Origin of the sequence: Aureimonas glaciei, assembly GCF_014643375.1 — a bacterium.
GTDB classification, from domain to species: Bacteria; Pseudomonadota; Alphaproteobacteria; order Rhizobiales; family Rhizobiaceae; genus Plantimonas; species Plantimonas glaciei.
In genome coordinates, this window is record NZ_BMJJ01000002.1 from 41994 (window position 1) to 57664 (window position 15671).

Annotated in this window: 14 protein-coding genes; 4 read left to right on the forward strand and 10 right to left on the reverse strand. The window is 68.1% G+C overall.

Annotated elements, in window-relative coordinates; all coding sequences use genetic code 11:
* Window positions 1-59: 59 nt before the first annotated feature.
* Window positions 60-2348: an acyl-CoA dehydrogenase gene (locus tag IEX88_RS04270; protein WP_274604574.1), complete on the forward strand. Its 2289-nt coding sequence runs from the start codon at window positions 60-62 to the stop codon at window positions 2346-2348.
* Window positions 2349-2402: 54 nt separating this feature from the next.
* Here IEX88_RS04270 and IEX88_RS04275 read toward each other — a convergent pair whose 3' ends face one another.
* Window positions 2403-3245, reverse strand: a complete 843-nt coding sequence (locus IEX88_RS04275) for a fumarylacetoacetate hydrolase family protein (protein ID WP_188849353.1) — start codon at window positions 3243-3245, stop codon at window positions 2403-2405.
* Between the two features lie 235 nt (window positions 3246-3480).
* On the opposite strand from IEX88_RS04275, the gene IEX88_RS04280 reads away from it, so the two are divergent.
* Both IEX88_RS04280 and IEX88_RS04285 read left to right on the forward strand, forming a co-directional pair.
* A complete protein-coding gene (locus IEX88_RS04280; protein ID WP_188849354.1) occupies window positions 3481-5268 on the forward strand; it encodes an acyl-CoA dehydrogenase family protein in 1788 nt (595 codons plus the stop codon).
* A 59-nt stretch (window positions 5269-5327) separates the two neighbouring features.
* Window positions 5328-6071: a crotonase/enoyl-CoA hydratase family protein gene (locus tag IEX88_RS04285; RefSeq protein WP_188849355.1), complete on the forward strand. Its 744-nt coding sequence runs from the start codon at window positions 5328-5330 to the stop codon at window positions 6069-6071.
* A 6-nt stretch (window positions 6072-6077) separates the two neighbouring features.
* On the opposite strand, the gene IEX88_RS04290 is transcribed toward IEX88_RS04285, so the two are convergent.
* The 7 genes from IEX88_RS04290 to aroC form a co-directional block, all read right to left on the reverse strand.
* A complete protein-coding gene (locus IEX88_RS04290) occupies window positions 6078-6710 on the reverse strand; it encodes a DedA family protein (RefSeq protein WP_188849356.1) in 633 nt (210 codons plus the stop codon).
* 207 nt (window positions 6711-6917) lie between these two features.
* On the reverse strand, window positions 6918-8147 hold the full coding sequence (locus IEX88_RS04295; protein ID WP_188849357.1) for a class I SAM-dependent RNA methyltransferase: 1230 nt from the start codon (window positions 8145-8147) through the stop codon (window positions 6918-6920).
* Window positions 8144-8908, reverse strand: a complete 765-nt coding sequence (locus IEX88_RS04300) for a TlyA family RNA methyltransferase (RefSeq protein WP_188849358.1) — start codon at window positions 8906-8908, stop codon at window positions 8144-8146. The genes IEX88_RS04295 and IEX88_RS04300 overlap by 4 nt, the downstream gene beginning before the upstream one ends.
* Window positions 8909-9137: 229 nt before the next feature.
* Entirely contained in the window at window positions 9138-11060 is a 1923-nt protein-coding gene (gene dxs / locus IEX88_RS04305; RefSeq protein ID WP_188849359.1) for a 1-deoxy-D-xylulose-5-phosphate synthase, read from the reverse strand.
* A gap of 185 nt (window positions 11061-11245) precedes the next feature.
* Entirely contained in the window at window positions 11246-11518 is a 273-nt protein-coding gene (locus tag IEX88_RS04310) for an exodeoxyribonuclease VII small subunit (protein WP_188849360.1), read from the reverse strand.
* Between the two features lie 23 nt (window positions 11519-11541).
* Complete coding sequence (locus IEX88_RS04315; RefSeq protein ID WP_188849361.1) at window positions 11542-12468, reverse strand: histone deacetylase family protein; 927 nt, start codon at window positions 12466-12468, stop codon at window positions 11542-11544.
* Between the two features lie 50 nt (window positions 12469-12518).
* Complete coding sequence (aroC, locus tag IEX88_RS04320; RefSeq protein WP_188849362.1) at window positions 12519-13613, reverse strand: chorismate synthase; 1095 nt, start codon at window positions 13611-13613, stop codon at window positions 12519-12521.
* Between the two features lie 251 nt (window positions 13614-13864).
* Between aroC and IEX88_RS04325 the strand changes: the two genes are divergently transcribed.
* Entirely contained in the window at window positions 13865-14092 is a 228-nt protein-coding gene (locus IEX88_RS04325; RefSeq protein ID WP_188849363.1) for a DUF1344 domain-containing protein, read from the forward strand.
* 48 nt (window positions 14093-14140) lie between these two features.
* On the opposite strand, the gene IEX88_RS04330 is transcribed toward IEX88_RS04325, so the two are convergent.
* Window positions 14141-14734 (reverse strand): histidine phosphatase family protein, encoded by a 594-nt coding sequence (locus IEX88_RS04330; protein WP_188849364.1) that lies wholly within the window; start codon window positions 14732-14734, stop codon window positions 14141-14143.
* A 23-nt stretch (window positions 14735-14757) separates the two neighbouring features.
* The gene (fabI, locus tag IEX88_RS04335) at window positions 14758-15588 is read right to left on the reverse strand and encodes an enoyl-ACP reductase FabI (protein ID WP_188849365.1); all 831 of its coding nucleotides are present in this window, start codon (window positions 15586-15588) and stop codon (window positions 14758-14760) included.
* Window positions 15589-15671: the final 83 nt, after the last annotated feature.

The following is a 15671-nucleotide window of genomic DNA, read 5'->3' on the forward strand; positions in this document are numbered from 1 at the left end:
CTTCCCTTGGTCGCAGGACATCGGCGATCTCTGCCATACATATCCTTGTCATGGGACGGATGGGAGCTGAGCACATGTCTTTTCGCCGGGAGAAACTGACGCGGCCGATCTTCAAATGGGCCAAGGGCGTCCTGCCACAGCTGTCGGCGACGGAGTCCGAGGCGATCGGCGCGGGCACCGTGTGGTGGGACGGCGAGCTGTTCTCCGGCAACCCGGACTGGGCAAGGCTTCTGGCGATGAAGCCGGCGCGACTCTCGCCGGACGAGCAGGCCTTCATGGACGGGCCGGTCAATACGCTCTGCGCCATGATCGATGACTGGAAGCTGTCCGCCGAAGACCACGACCTCTCCCGCGAGGTCTGGGATTTCATGCGCAGCCAGAAATTCTTCGGCATGATCATCCCGAAGGAATATGGCGGCCTCGGCTTCTCGCACACCGCCCATTCCGAGGTCGTGCGCAAGGTCTCCTCCGCCAGCGTCGCCGCCGGCGTCACCGTCATGGTGCCGAACTCGCTCGGGCCAGGCGAGTTGATGGTGCATTTCGGCACCCAGGCGCAGCGCGACCACTGGCTGCCGCGTCTCGCCGACGGGCGCGAGATCCCCTGTTTCGGCCTGACCTCGGCGGAAGCCGGCTCGGACGCCGCGGCGATGACCGATCGCGGCGTCGTCGCCTACGGCCAGCACGAGGGACAGGAAGTCCTCGGCATCCGCCTGAATTTTGCCAAGCGCTACATCACCCTCGGCCCTATCGCGACCGTCATGGGCCTCGCCTTCAAGCTGTTCGACCCCGAAAACCACCTGAAGCGGGGCGCTTCGCTCGGCATCACCGTGGCGCTGATCCCGACGACGACGCCGGGCGTCACCGTCGGCGACCGGCACGTGCCGCTCTCCACCTATTTCCAGAACGGTCCGCTCGTCGGCGAGGACGTTTTCATTCCGATGGACTGGATTCTCGGCGGCGAGGCGCAGATCGGCCAGGGCTGGACCATGCTGATGACGGCGCTCGCCGCCGGCCGCTCGATCTCGCTGCCCTCGCAGTCGGCCGCGGGCGCGGCCTATTGCGCCCGCGTCACCGGCGCTTATGCGCGCGTGCGCCAGCAGTTCAACCTGCCGATTGGCCAGTTCGAGGGCATCCAGGAGCCGCTGGCGCAGCTCGCCGCCCATGCCTACCAGATCGACGCCGCGCGGCGCCTGACGGTCGCCGCCCTCGACGAGGGGCACCGTCCCTCGGTGATCTCGGCCATTATGAAGGCGCATGCGACATACCGCATGCGCGAATCGGTCGATCTCGCCATGGACGTGCATGGCGGCAAGGCGATCATGGACGGGCCGAAGAACTATCTCGGCAATCTCTACAAGTCGGTGCCGATCGGCATCACCGTCGAGGGCGCCAATATCCTGACGCGCAATCTGATGATCTACGGCCAGGGCGCGATCCGGGCGCATCCCTACCTGCTGAAGGAGATGCAGGCCCTCGCCGATCCGGATGCGGAAAAGGGCCTCGACGCTTTCGACCGGCATTTCTGGGCGCATGCCCGGCATGCCGTGGTCAATGCGGCGCGGGCGACGCTCCGGGGCTGGAGCGGCGGGCTGGCCGCGCCGGCGCCGGATGGCGCCGCCTTCACCGGCCACTGGCGCCAGCTGTCGCGCTATTCCGCCGCCTTCGCGCTCCTGTCCGATCTGGCTCTGCTGACGCTCGGCGGCGGGCTGAAACGCAAGGAGATGCTGTCGGCGCGGCTCGGCGACATCCTGGCCGAGCTGTATCTGCTGGCCGCGGCGCTCAAGCGCTTCGAGGACGAGGGACGGCCGGAAGCCGACAGGCCGATCATCGACTACATCTTCGCCAAGGGCCTCTACCGGATGGGCGTCGCCTTCAACGGCGTCCTGGAAAACCTGCCCGCCCGCTGGGCGGCGCTGACGGTGCGGCTTCTGTGCTTCCCCTATGGCATTCCGCTTCCCGCGCCGACCGACGACGTCATCACGGAACTCGCCGAGATCCTGATGCGGCCCTCCAGTCAGCGCGACCGGCTGACACCCGATCTCTATCTCGGCGAGGGGCGCGAGGATCATGCCGTCGCCGATCTCGAGGCGGCTTTCGAACGCCTCAGCGCTGCCGCCTCGATCGACCGGAAGATGCGCGAGGCAAAGCTCCGAGACCCGCAGGCGGCCCTCGATCAGGGCATCATCACGGCTGCCGATTTCGGCGAGCTCGCCGAGATCCGCCAGGCGGTGGCGCGGGTCGTCGCCGTCGACGCGTTCGCGATGGCGAGGGTCTCGCCGATTTCGGGGCAGCACCAGCGCGATGACGGAAGAGACGGCGATGAGCGCCGGGCGGACGCCGCCGAATAGTCCGGCACCCGCAAGAGGGGAGGGACGCTGCGGCTCCGCGCCGCAGCGTCTCTGTCAGCAGTTCACGCAGACATATTCCTGGACGCCGAGGCCGTCGCCCCCGACCCGCATGCGGTCGCCCACGCCGAGAAAGCGCGGCGGATCGTAGGACAGCCCGACGCCGCCGGGCGTTCCCGTGAGGATCACGTCGCCCGGTTCCAGTCGCGCGAAGCGGGAGATGTAGGAGACGAGATAGGGCACCTTGAAGATCATGTCGGCGGTGCTGCCCTGCTGCTGCCGCACGCCGTTGACCTCGAGCCAGAGGGTCAGGTCATCGTAGTTTTTCAACTCGTCCGGCGTCACCAGCCAGGGACCGAGAGGCGCGAAGGTATCGTGCGACTTGCCCTTGAACCATTGTCCGCCGCGCTGCAGCTGCAGAGCGCGCTCGGTGATGTCGTTGGCCAGGGTGAAGCCGGCGACATGGCTCATCGCATCCTCGACACGGACGTATTTCGCCGTGCGCCCGATCACCACCGCCAGTTCCACGCCCCAGTCGGTGCGGGTGGCCAGGCGAGGGATCTCGATCGGATCGTTCGGGCCGCTGACGGCCGACGGCGCCTTCATGAAGACGGTCGGCTCCGGGTTGATCTTGAACCCGGCCAGCGCGGCGCTTTCCTGGAAATTCGGGCCGACGCCGATGATCTTGTTGATCCGCGACACGGGAGCGCACAGCCGTGCACCGCGCGGCGCCAAAGGCAGGTCGTCGACATCCAGATCCCGCAGGGCGGCGAGCCTCTCGGGCTCGAGAGCCGTGCCCGAAAGGCTCGGGACGTGACGTGAGAGGTCTCTGATCGCGCCAAGCGCATCGACAAGTCCGGGCTTCTCCGAGCCACGGTCACCAAAGCGCACCAGGCGCATGCTGAACTCCTCCTGAACAGATCAGCAGAAATGTCCCGATCCGGAAATCGTTCCTAAAACTGGAAGCTTGGCTGATCATTCACCTGGGATGGGACGGGCGCTGGGATGGGAGGCGACGCAACGCTCCAGGACCATCGCGAAGGATAGCGCGATTGACGATTACGTAAATAGTGCGTAGCCGTCCTTGCTCCCGCGCGCTGCGGGGAAAGGGTTCGACATCGGGGAGGAGAGTCGAATGTACACTGCACCGGTCGAGGATATTGTCTTTGCCCTGACCGCCGTTTCCGGACTCGGAGAGGCGATGCGGACGGGGGAGAGCGGCGACCTGACGCTCGATCTGCTCGATGCCATCCTGACGGAAGCGGGGCGCTTCGCGAGCGAGGAGATGGCGCCGCTGGCGGCCGTCGGCGACCGCCAGGGCGCAACCGCCCAGAACGGCGTCGTCACCACGCCGGAAGGCTGGCGCGACCTCTATGCCGCCTGGATCGACGGCGGCTGGAACGCGCTGACCGGCCCGGCCGATTTCGGCGGCCAGGGCCTGCCGGTGGCGCTGTCGGCGGCGGTCTTCGAGATCTGGAACGGCGCGTCGATGGCCTTTGCGCTCGGGCCGATGCTGACCGTCGGCGCCGTCGAGGCGATCGCCGCTCACGGCTCGGACACGATGAAGCGGATCTATCTCGAAAAGCTCGTCTCCGGCGCCTGGATGGGGACGATGAACCTCACCGAGCCGCAGGCCGGCTCGGACCTTTCGGCGTTGACCACCCGTGCCGAACGCCGCGACGACGGCAGCTACCGAATTTTCGGCACCAAGATCTACATCACCTATGGCGAGCACGATTTCACCGACAACATCGTGCACCTCGTCCTCGCCCGCCTGCCGGACGCGCCGGCCGGGGTGAAGGGCATCTCGCTCTTCCTCGTGCCGAAATTCCTGGTGCAGGAAGACGGAAGCCTCGGGCCCCGCAACGACGTGAAATGCCATGCGCTCGAGCACAAGCTCGGCATCCACGGCTCGCCGACCTGCACCATGATCTATGGCGACGGCACCGGCGAGACGGGGGAAGCCGGCGCCATCGGCTGGGTGGTCGGCGAGGAAAACAAGGGCCTCGCCTGCATGTTCACGATGATGAACAATGCCCGCCTGCACGTCGGCACGCAGGGCGTCGGCGTCGCCGAGGCGGCGTACCAGAAAGCGCTCGCCTATGCGCGCGAGCGCCGCCAGGGCCGCGCCACGCGCCTCGGCCAGGGTGAGGCGGCGCCGCAGGGCATGAGCCCGATCGTCGAGCATCCCGATGTCGCCCGCACCCTCCTGACCATGAAGGCGCTGACCGGCGCTGCCCGCGCCATCACCTTCGCCTGCGGTCACGCCATCGACCGCGCGCATGGCGAGGACGAGGCCCAGCGCACCTGGAGCGACCGGGCGCATCTGCTGACGCCGATCGCCAAGGCTTTCGGCACCGATGTCGGCGTCGACGTCGCCTCGCTCGGCATCCAGGTCCACGGCGGCATGGGTTTCATCGAGGAGACCGGCGCCGCCCAACTCCTGCGCGACGCCCGTATCGCGCCGATCTACGAGGGCACCAACGGCATCCAGGCCATCGACCTCGTCCTGCGCAAGCTGCCGCTGGCCGGCGGGACCGCGATGGGCTCGTATGTCACCGAGCTCGCAACGGTGGTCGAGGCGGTTCGCGGCGCCAACCATCCCGGTTTCGGCCGCACCGCCGAGGCACTCACCGAAGCGCTCGCCGATCTCGTCGCCGCCACCGACTTCCTGCTGGCCGCGCTGGCCGGCAAGGACAGCGAAACGGCGCTCGCCGGGGCGACGCCCTATCTCCGGCTCGCGGGCCTCGCCGCCGGCGCCGTCTATCTCGCCAAGGGCGCGCTCGCCGATCCCGCCCGCGAGGACCGCATGGCGCTCGCCCGCTTCATGGCGGAGAATCTCCTTGGCGAGACGGCGGCGCTGAAGAGCCGGGTGACGAACGGTGCCGCCAGTCTTGCCGCGGCGCGCATCGTGCTGGCCTGATCACCTCTGGCCGGCATCCGCCGCGGTGCCGGCATGACATCTTTTTCGGGAAAGCTGCCATGAGCGACTTCATCGCCACTTCCGTCGACGACGGCGTCCTCACCGTCCGGATGAATCGGCCGCAGAAGAAGAACGCCATCGACCGGCCGATGTACCGGGCGCTGACGGCCGCGCTCGAGCGAGCCGACGGCGACGACACGATCGGCGCGACGTTGATCCTCGGCGTTCCCGGCGCGTTTTCCGCCGGCAACGACATCGCCGACTTCATCGCCTTCGCCGCCAGCGGCGGGGAGGGCGACGAGGTGGAATCCTTTCTCTACGCGCTGGCGCGGTCGCAGAAGCCGCTGGTCGCCGCGGTGGATGGCCTCGCCATCGGCATCGGCACGACGCTGCTGATGCACTGCGACCTCGTCTTCGCCGCCCCCGGCTCGATCTTCCGCACGCCCTTCCTTGATCTCGGCCTCGTGCCGGAGGCCGGCTCCAGCCTGCTCGCGCCGCAGTTGATGGGACAGCAGCGGGCCTTCGCGCTGCTGGCGATGGGAGAAAGCTTCGACGTGGAGGCCGCGCGCGAGGCCAACCTCGTCTACCGCATCGTCGACAGCGCCGATCTGGAAGAGACCGCGACCAAGGCGGCGAAAACCCTGGCGGCCAAGCCGCGGGAGGCGATGGCGATCGCGCGTGATTTCGTGCGGGGGCCGCGCGCGCCGGTGATCGAGCGGATCGAGGAAGAGCTGCGCCAGTTCAAGGCGCGGCTGTCGTCGAAGGAGGCACGCGCCGCCTTCCAGGCCTTCATGACGCGCTGAGACGCATCAGCGCGTCGGCGGCTCGGCGTCGCCGGCATCCTCGCCGTCGCGGCGCGCCTCGCGGATGAAGCCGAGGATGGTCGTCGCACTGGCGATGACGAAGACGAGCGCCACGGCGCCGAACACCCAGCGCCCCGCCGAGAGATAGCGCTCGACCGCCGTGCCGAGGAGATAGGCGCCGCCGCTGTAGGCGCCGGTCCACAGGGCGGCGCCCAAAACGTTGTAGAACGAGAATTTCAGCCAGGGCATGCGCGTCGTGCCGGCGATGAAGCCGCAGAGCTGGCGCAGGATCAGGATGAAGCGGGCGATGAGCACGATCGGCGGGCCGCGGTCGAGAAAGCGCTGCTCCATCCGCGCGATCTGCTGGCGCGACAGCCCCATCTTCATGCCCCAGCGATAGACGAAGCCGCGGCCGTAGCGGTAGCCGATGACATAGCCGACATTGTCGCCGAGGACGCCGCCGGCCCAGGCCGCCAGGAACACTTCGAGAAAGCCGAGCCGCCCCTGGCTCGCCAGCACCCCGGCCGCCACCAGCAGGCTTTCCCCCGGCACCGGCAGGCCGGAGGACTCGATCAGGATGCCGACAAAGACCACCACGACGCCGTAGTCGGCGAGAAAGTTCATCAGCTGGTCGAGCATCGGGGCTTTCGGGAGGGCTGCGGCCGGCCCTTCTAGCAACGCGCCCCGTCGGCGGCAATGCGAGGGGTGTGGCGGTCGCGCTGTGGACGCTCGGCCTCAGAACGATGCCTTTCCTTCGTCATCCTCGGGGCCCTGGGCCCGGGTCCGCGCTTCGCGCGAGGATGACGACCGTCAAACGTCCCGCAGAGTGCAAGACGGCCGAAAAGCCTACCGCTGGAACAGCGCCACGGCCTCGACATGGTGCGACCAGAGGAACTGGTCGATGGGGGTGACGGAGAGGAGCTTGTAGCCGCCGTCGACGAGGATGCGGGCGTCGCGGGCGAGGGTCGCCGGATTGCAGGAGACGGCGGCGATGCGCTTGACCTTGGAGGCGGCGAGTTCGCGGGCCTGCGTCTCGGCGCCGGCGCGGGGCGGGTCGAAGACGACGCCGGCGAATTTCGACAGGTCCTTGGCCATGACCGGGCGGCGGAAGAGGTCGCGCTTTTCCAGCGTGATCGGCTTCAGCCCGTCGACGCCGCGGCGGGCGAGATCGAGCGCGGCGAGCGCCGAGGCCTCGGTCTCCACGGCATGCACGGCACCGGTCGAGGCGAGCCTGAGGGCGAAGGTGCCGATGCCGCAGAACAGGTCCATCGTCGCCTTGCAGGGGGCGAGATGCTCGGCGACCAGCGCCGCCATCGCGCCTTCGGCGGAGGCGACCGCCTGCAGGAAGGCGCCGGGCGGCGGGCCGACCTGGATGCCGCCGACCTGAATCGTCGGCCGGCGCGATTCGAGGATGATTTCGCCGTCGAGCGTCAGCCGCGCGATATCGCGCCGAAGCGCGAAGGCGGTCAGCGACTGGCGCAGGCTGTCGGTGAGCTTGGCGGTTTCCGACAGCGCGATGTCGAGCCCGGCATCGGTCGCCGTCACGCTCATGCGCATCGGCCGCTTGCGGTCGGCGACGATCAGCGCCAGCGCCTTCAGGTCGGCGAGGCGGCTGGCGATGGCCGGCACGACGATCAGGCAGACGTCGATGTCGGCGATGCGGTTCGTCTGGCTCTCGAAGAAGCCGAAGACGACCTTGTTGCCCTCGCGCAGGCCGGAGAAGACGGCGCGGCGGCGGGAGGCGGGGGCGCAGGGGATGAGGTCGCCGACTTCGGGTTCGAGCCCGGCATGCGCAAAAGCCTCGACGACGAGGTTGCGCTTGAAGCTGCGGTACAGCGGCTCGCTCGCATGCTGCAGGTCGCAGCCGCCGCAGACGCCGAAATGCGGGCAGGGGGGCACCTGGCGCTCCGGCGAGGCGATGAGGATCTCCTCGGCCGCATAGTGCGATCCGATGCGCTCGACCGACACGCGCTCGCCCGGCAGGGTGAAGGGCACGAACAGCGGCTCGCCGTGATCGGGGCGGGCGACGCCGTCGCCCTTGGCGCCGAGCGCCTCGATGGTGAGGGAGAGGCTCATGCCTTCTTCCCCGCCATCAGAAATTCGTGATTGCCGTCCCCGCCGTCGATCGGCGAGGGGATCGGGTCACCAGCCGTCCAGCCCGGCTGCGCGTTCAGCCAGGCGCAGAGGTCGGCGGCGACGGCGGGGGCGGACTCGGGATCGCGCAGGAGGCCGTTCTTGGCGATGGCGAGGCGCCCCGCCTCGAACTGCGGCTTGATCAGAAAAATGCCGTCGGTGCCGGGCTCGGCCAGCTCCAGCGCCGGCGGCAGCGCCAGCTTCATCGAGATGAAGCTGACATCGCAGACGAGGACGTCGAAGGCGCGGCCTTCAAGATTCTCTTCCTCGAGGTCGCGGGCGTTCAGCCCCTCGATCGAGGTGACCCTTTCGTCGGCTTCGATGCGCGGGTGGATCTGGCCGTGGCCAACATCGATGGCGACGACATGCGCTGCGCCGCGCCGGAGCAGCACTTCGGTGAAACCGCCCGTCGAGGCGCCGACGTCGAGCGCGGTGCGCCCCGTCACGTCGATCTTGAACGCGTCGAGCGCCGCCTCGAGCTTCAGCCCGGCGCGCGAGACATAATCGGCAGCGGGATCGTCGAGGGTGATCTCGCTCTCCGGCGGCACGTTGAGGCTCGGCTTGGTGACGGTGAGGCCGTCGACCTTGACGTGCCCGCGCAAAATCGCGTCGCGGGCGCGCGCCCGGCTTGCGGCGAGGCCGCGGTCGGCGACGAGGATATCGAGCCTGATGCGCGACAGGTGTTGTTCTTCGGTAGCGGCCATCGGCAGGTCATGCGGGTACGGCGCGCAAATGGCAAGCGGGATCGGTGGGGACGTGTGTCCCAGACGGTCGCGGCGAGGTTTCTTCTCCCCTCCGGGGAGAAGGTCGCGGCAGCGGGATGAGGGGCGCCGAAGGCGGCAACCGTGACAGGGGAGCGCTCCCCTCTTCCGGCCGCTTCGCGGCCACCTTCTCCCCGGAGGGGAGAAGAATGGCGCCTCGCTCTGTGGCGCCTTAAGCCTGCATCACCCGCGTCGCGCCCTTGCCGAGCGCCTTGAACACGGCGTCGACGATGCCGGCCTTGTCGAGGCCGGAGGATTTGATCATGGCGTCGGGGCTGGCGTGGTCGACGAAGAGGTCGGGCATGATCAGCGAGCGGACCTTCAAGCCGTGCTCCATCAGGCCACGTTCGGAGAGCAGATGCAGAACTTGGCTGGCGAAGCCGCCGGTGGCGCCTTCCTCGACGAGGAGCAGCACTTCGTGTTCGCGGGCGAGGCGGGTGATGAGCTCGGCATCGAGCGGCTTGGCGAAGCGGGCGTCGGCGACCGTCGTCGACAGGCCGAAGGTCTCCAACTCCTCGGCGGCCGCGAGGCTGTCGGCGAGGCGCGAGCCGAAGGAGAGGATGGCGACCTTCGTGCCCTCGACGAGGACGCGGCCCTTGCCGATGGCAAGCGCCTCGCCGCGCGCGGGCATCTCGACGCCGACGCCGTTGCCGCGGGGATAGCGGAAGGAGATCGGCCCGTCCTCGTAGAGGGCGGCGGTGCGCACCATGTGGCGCAGTTCCGCCTCGTCGGCCGCCGCCATCACCACCATGCCCGGCAGCGGCACGAGGAAGCCGGTGTCGAAGGAGCCGGCATGCGTCGGGCCGTCGGCGCCGACGAAGCCGGCCCGGTCGATGGCGAAGCGCACCGGCAGGTGCTGGATGGCGACGTCGTGGACGATCTGGTCGTAGGCGCGCTGCAGGAAGGTCGAGTAGATCGCGACGAATGGCTTGTAGCCCTCCGAGGCGAGGCCCGCGGCAAAGGTCACGGCATGCTGCTCGGCGATGCCGACGTCGAAGGTGCGGGTCGGGAACGCCTCGCCGAAGAGATCGAGACCGGTGCCGCTCGGCATGGCGGCATTGATGGCGACGATCTTGTCGTCGTCCCGCGCTTCCTGGATCAGGCTCTCGGCGAAGACCGTGGTGTAGCTCGGCGCGTTGCCCTTGGAGCTGGCTTTCGCCTGCGTGCCGGTGACGACGTCGAACTTGGCGACGCCGTGATACTTGTCGGCCGAGCTTTCCGCCGGCGCATAGCCCTTGCCTTTGCGGGTGACGACATGGACGAGGATCGGCCCGTTCTGGGCGTCGCGGACATTTTTCAGGACGGGCAGCAAATGGTCGAGGTCGTGGCCGTCGATCGGGCCGACATAGTAGAAGCCGAGCTCCTCGAACAAAGTGCCGCCGGTGAAGAAGCCGCGGGTGAACTCCTCGGTCTTGCGGGCGCCCTCGCGCATGAAGTCCGGCAGGATCTTCGACAGGGTCTTCGCCCGGTCGCGGAGGCCGCGATAGGTCTTGCCGGAGACGAGGCGCGCGAGATAGGCGCTCATCGCCCCGGTCGGCGGGGCGATAGACATGTCGTTGTCGTTGAGGATGACGATCAGCCGGGCGTCGAGCGCGCCGGCATTGTTCATCGCCTCATAGGCCATGCCGGCCGACATCGCGCCGTCGCCGATCACCGCGACGATGTTGTTCTTGCCCCCGGAAAGGTCGCGGGCGACGGCCATTCCGAGGCCGGCCGAGATCGAGGTCGAGGAATGGCCGGCGCCGAACGGGTCGAAGTCGCTCTCGGTACGCTTGGCAAAGCCCGACAACCCGCCCTCCTGTCGCACGGTGCGCATGCGCGCACGCCGGCCGGTCAGGATCTTGTGCGGATAGGCCTGGTGGCCGACGTCCCAGATGATGCGGTCGGCGGGGGTGTCGAAGACGTAGTGCAGCGCCACCGTCAACTCGACGACGCCGAGGCCGGCGCCGAGATGCCCGCCGGTCCGCGACACCGCGTCGATCAAGTCGGTGCGCAGCTCGTCAGCGACCTGGCGCAGCTCGCTCTCGCGCAGGCGCCTGAGATCCGCCGGGGATTCGATCAGGTCGAGCAGGGGCGTCTTGGGCTGGTCTGACACGAAATCCCACACCTTTCAGGCTGTCTGGTCAGCGTCCCCATGCGGGGGCACGCCGTGCGAGCATGCGGCCAGACCCTGCTGAGGGCCGGCGCGCATGCCTTTAAATTGGATAATGTGGCAGATGTGCAAGCCTGTTGCGCACAATCGCTGCGCCCGACGCCGGTGAAAATCCACCGGGCGCGGCATCAAGCAGGGTCGAGCGGCTCGGTTCCCACCGGCTTTCCCGCCCGCGACAGCTTGATCTTCTCGACCTTGTCCTCCGCCGACGACAGCAGTCTCTCGCAATGGTTCTTCAGCTTCTCGCCGCGCTCGTAGATGCGGATCGACACGTCCAGCGCGACATCGCCGTGCTCGAGGTCCGAGACGATCTTCTCGAGGGCCGCCAGCGCCTCCTCGAAGCTCATGCGCTTGATGTCGGAATCGTCGGCGGGGGCGGATTGGGTGGATTCGATGGCCATGCTTTTCCTATAGCCTCTACCGGTCAGCCGGTCATCAGGCGCTTGACGTGGGCGGCGACCGAGGTGCTCAGGCCGACGAGATCGTAGCCGCCTTCGAGCAGGCTGATCAGACGGCCGGCGCTGAAGCGGTCGGCGATGTCCATCAGCTCGCCCGTCGCCCAGTCGAAATCGTCCTCGACGAGCTGCAGGCCGGCGAGGGGATCGCGCCAGTGCGCGTCGAAACCGGCGGAAATAATGACGAGGTCGGGGCGGAACGCCCTCAGCGCCGGCATGATGCGGCTGGTAAAGGCCTCGCGGAACGCCTCGCTGCCGTCGCCCGAGGACAGCGGCGCGTTGACGATGTTGCCGGCGCCGGTCTCGTTCTTCGCGCCGGTGCCGGGATAGAGCGGCATCTGGTGCGTCGAGGCGTAGAGCACGCTTCGATCGGCGAGGAAGATGTCCTGCGTGCCGTTGCCGTGGTGCACGTCCCAATCGACGATCGCCACCCGCTCCAGCCCGTGCACCGCCTGCGCGTGCCGGGCGGCGATGGCGGCGGTGTTGAACAGGCAGAAGCCCATCGCCGTCTCGCGCTCGGCGTGATGGCCGGGCGGCCGGGCGGCGACGAAGACGTTGGCGGCCTCGCCGGAGACCACGTCGTCGACCGCCGCGCAGGCCGCGCCGACGGCGTGGAAGGCGGCGGAGAAACTGCGCGGGCTGATCACCGTGTCGCTTTCGATGCGCACGATGCCGTCGGCCGGGACCGCCTTGGCGATGCGGCGCACATGCTGCTCGGGATGGCAGCGGATGATGGCCTCCAGCAGCCCCTCCGGCGCTTCCTGCCGGTCGAGATGCTGGAACGCCTCGGCCTCCAGCGCCGCCGCCACGGCCTGCATCCGTTCCGGCCGCTCGGGATGGCCGGGCCCGGTCAGGTGTTCGGCGAAGATGGGATGGTGGTAGAGGCGCGTGCTCATGCCAGCCGACCTAGCGTTGCCAGAGGGAAGGTCAATTCGCGCCGCACAGGTCAGCCGCGTCCGGTCTGGCCGCGATGGCGCAGATAGTGGTCGGCGATGGCGCAGGCGACCATGGCCTCGCCGATCGGCACGGCGCGGATGCCGACGCAGGGGTCGTGACGGCCCTTGGTCATCACGTCGACCTCCTGGCCCGCGGCGTCGATCGAGCGCTTCGGCGTGAGGATGGACGACGTCGGCTTTACGGCGAAGCGGGCGGTGATCGGCTGGCCGGTGGAGATGCCGCCGAGAATGCCGCCGGCATGGTTGGACAGGAATTCGGGTTTTCCGTCGGCGCCGATGCGGATCTCGTCGGCATTCTCCTCGCCAGACAGCATGGCGGAGGCAAAGCCGTCGCCGATCTCGACGCCCTTCACCGCGTTGATCGACATCAGGTTGGACGCGATGTCCTGGTCGAGCTTGGCGTAGACCGGCGCGCCGAGCCCGGCCGGCACGCCCGTCGCGGTGATCTCGACGACGGCGCCGACGGAGGAGCCGCGCTTGCGGATGGCGTCGAGATAGTCCTCCCACAGGAGCGCCGTCTCGGCGTCCGGGCAGAAGAAGGCGTTGGCGTCGATCGCCGCGTCGTCCCAGCGCGAGCGGTCGATCTCGATCTCGCCGATCCGCACCAAGGCGCCGCGGATCTTCAGGCCGGGAACGATCAGCCGGGCCAGCGCTCCGGCGGCGACGCGCGTCGCCGTCTCGCGCGCCGAGGAGCGGCCGCCGCCTCGATAGTCGCGAACGCCATATTTCATGTCGTAGGCGATGTCGGCGTGTCCCGGGCGGTAGCGCCGGGCGATGTCGGAATAGTCCTTCGAGCGCTGGTCGACGTTCTGGATTTCCATGGCGATCGGCGTGCCGGTGGAGATCAGTTCGCCCTCGACCTCGCCCGGCATCACCCCCGAGAGGATGCGCACCGCGTCCGGCTCCTGGCGCTGCGTGGTGAAGCGCGACTGGCCCGGCCGGCGCTTGTCGAGAAAAGACTGGATGCCGGCCTCGGAAAAGCGGATGCCCGGCGGTGTGCCGTCGACGACACAGCCGATCGCCGGACCATGGCTCTCGCCCCAACTGGTGACACGGTAAAGATGTCCGTAAGTATTATGCGACATGAACAGTCCGTGCGGCGCCGGAGGGATCGGATTCGTCAGCGATTTATGTCACGGTGCGGTACCGGGTCAAATCGTCAGACGCAGACCCTTCCGGTCGATGGTTCCAGCCGGCGGCGCGCAAAAGACACAATCCGACGCGAAGTTGAATTTCCGGACGGGAGGGTCACACCCTCGTGTCCGGGAACGGGACGGCCCGTCGGATGTGGGGGCATTCGCGGCCTTGCGGCAGACATGAAGACAGGGACTTTTCCGTGACCAGACAGATTATCGCTTTTTTCGCCAGCTCGTTCCTCTGCGTCGCTTTGACCATCCCCGCCCGGTCGGAAGAAAAGAGCGGCGTCATCGCCGCGATCGACCGGGACAGTGCGCTCCTGACCTTCGCCGACGGGACCAGCTACGTGCTGCCGGGCGAGTTTGACTACGATGCCGTGGCCCCCGGAATGGAAGTCCACGTGATCTTTGATCTCAGCGGCGTCTGACAGGCGGTTCGAACGTCGAGACGGGAAGCGCGGGCGCGGCAGCCCGCGTCAGACCCAGGCGATCGTTCCCTCGCTCGCCTTCAGGATCTGATCCTGCGGAATGGTGAGAAAGGCGGCTTCCCGGGCGGAGAGGCCGCCATAGAGCCGGAGAAAGGCCCGGACGATGCCGCCATGCGCGACGAGAATCGTCGGCTCCGCCAGCGCCTCGAAGACCGGCCGAGCCCGCTCGGCCAGCATCGCATAGCTCTCCGCCGTTGCCCCCGGCGGCACATAGTCCCATTTCGCCGCCTCGCGATCGGCCACCGCCTGCGGCGTCTCGGCGGCAATCTCGTCCAGCGTCGATCCCTGCCAATCGCCGAAATGCAGCTCCATCAGCCGCGCGTCCGTCGCATAGGCGAGGGGATCGAGACCCAGCTCGCTGCGGATGATCTCCATGGTCTGGCGGGTGCGCAGCATCGGGCTGGCGAGGAAGCTCAAGGTGCCGGCGCGGCCTTCGAGCAGCTCGGCCAGGCGTTGGCCGTTGCGCTGGGCTTGGCGGCGGCCCAGCGCGTTGAGGCCGATCTCCTCCTGCCCCTGAAGGCGCTCCTCGGCGTTCCAGTCGGTCTGTCCGTGACGGCAGAGGTAGAGCAGGGGCAGGGGCATCGGGCCGGGCGCCTCCGAAAGGCTCAATCCTTCACGACCGAGATGTCGGGCGCGTCGACCGCCTTCATGCCGACGGTGTGATAGCCCGAATCGACATGGTGGATCTCGCCGGTGACCGCCGTCGACATGTCCGACAGGAGATAGAGGGCGGACTGGCCGACTTCGTCGATGGTGACGGTCCGCTTCAGCGGCGAATTGTATTCGTTCCACTTCAGGATGTAGCGGAAATCGCCAATGCCGGAGGCGGCGAGCGTCTTGATCGGCCCGGCCGAGATGGCGTTGACGCGGATCTTCTGCTTGCCGAGGTCGACCGCGAGATAGCGCACCGAGGCCTCGAGCGCCGCCTTGGCGACGCCCATGACGTTGTAGTGCGGCATCACCTTCTCGGCACCGTAATAGGTGAGGGTCAGCATCGAGCCGCCATCGGTCATCAGCTTCTCGGCCCGCTGCGCGACCGCCGTGAAGGAATAGACCGAAATCAGCATGGTCTTGGTGAAATTGCCTTCCGACGTATCGACGTAGCGGCCGGTCAGTTCGTCCTTGTCGGAAAAGCCGATGGCGTGGACGAGGAAGTCGATCTTGCCCCACTTGTCCGCCAGCGTCTCGAACACCGCGTCGATCGTCGCCGGGTCGGCGACGTCGCAGTGGCCGACGACGAAGGCGCCGAGCTCGGCCGCGAGGGGCTCGACCCGCTTCTTCAGCGCGTCGCCCTGATAGGTCAGCGCGATCTCCGCGCCCTGGTCGGCGAGGGCCTTGGCGATGCCCCAGGCGATCGAACGGTTGTTGGCGACGCCCATTACGAGACCGCGCTTGCCCGCCATGAGACCGCGCGAGGCGTCGTTCGATACTGCCATGTCAGACTTCCCCAGACCATCGCACCCGCACGGCAGGCGCGGCGGCGGTATGGCATAGCCGGGAGCGGCCTTCAAGTTTGCCG

Bases quoted from the DNA above. Each gene is read 5' to 3' on its own strand.
- IEX88_RS04270 (WP_274604574.1), top strand. From the start codon at position 60: ATGGGAGCTGAGCACATGTCTTTTCGCCGGGAGAAACTGACGCGGCCG.
- IEX88_RS04275 (WP_188849353.1), bottom strand. From the start codon at position 3,245: ATGCGCCTGGTGCGCTTTGGTGACCGTGGCTCGGAGAAGCCCGGACTT.
- IEX88_RS04280 (WP_188849354.1), top strand. From the start codon at position 3,481: ATGTACACTGCACCGGTCGAGGATATTGTCTTTGCCCTGACCGCCGTT.
- IEX88_RS04285 (WP_188849355.1), top strand. From the start codon at position 5,328: ATGAGCGACTTCATCGCCACTTCCGTCGACGACGGCGTCCTCACCGTC.
- IEX88_RS04290 (WP_188849356.1), bottom strand. From the start codon at position 6,710: ATGCTCGACCAGCTGATGAACTTTCTCGCCGACTACGGCGTCGTGGTG.
- IEX88_RS04295 (WP_188849357.1), bottom strand. From the start codon at position 8,147: ATGAGCCTCTCCCTCACCATCGAGGCGCTCGGCGCCAAGGGCGACGGC.
- IEX88_RS04300 (WP_188849358.1), bottom strand. From the start codon at position 8,908: ATGGCCGCTACCGAAGAACAACACCTGTCGCGCATCAGGCTCGATATC.
- IEX88_RS04310 (WP_188849360.1), bottom strand. From the start codon at position 11,518: ATGGCCATCGAATCCACCCAATCCGCCCCCGCCGACGATTCCGACATC.
- IEX88_RS04315 (WP_188849361.1), bottom strand. From the start codon at position 12,468: ATGAGCACGCGCCTCTACCACCATCCCATCTTCGCCGAACACCTGACC.
- aroC (WP_188849362.1), bottom strand. From the start codon at position 13,613: ATGTCGCATAATACTTACGGACATCTTTACCGTGTCACCAGTTGGGGC.
- IEX88_RS04330 (WP_188849364.1), bottom strand. From the start codon at position 14,734: ATGCCCCTGCCCCTGCTCTACCTCTGCCGTCACGGACAGACCGACTGG.
- fabI (WP_188849365.1), bottom strand. From the start codon at position 15,588: ATGGCAGTATCGAACGACGCCTCGCGCGGTCTCATGGCGGGCAAGCGC.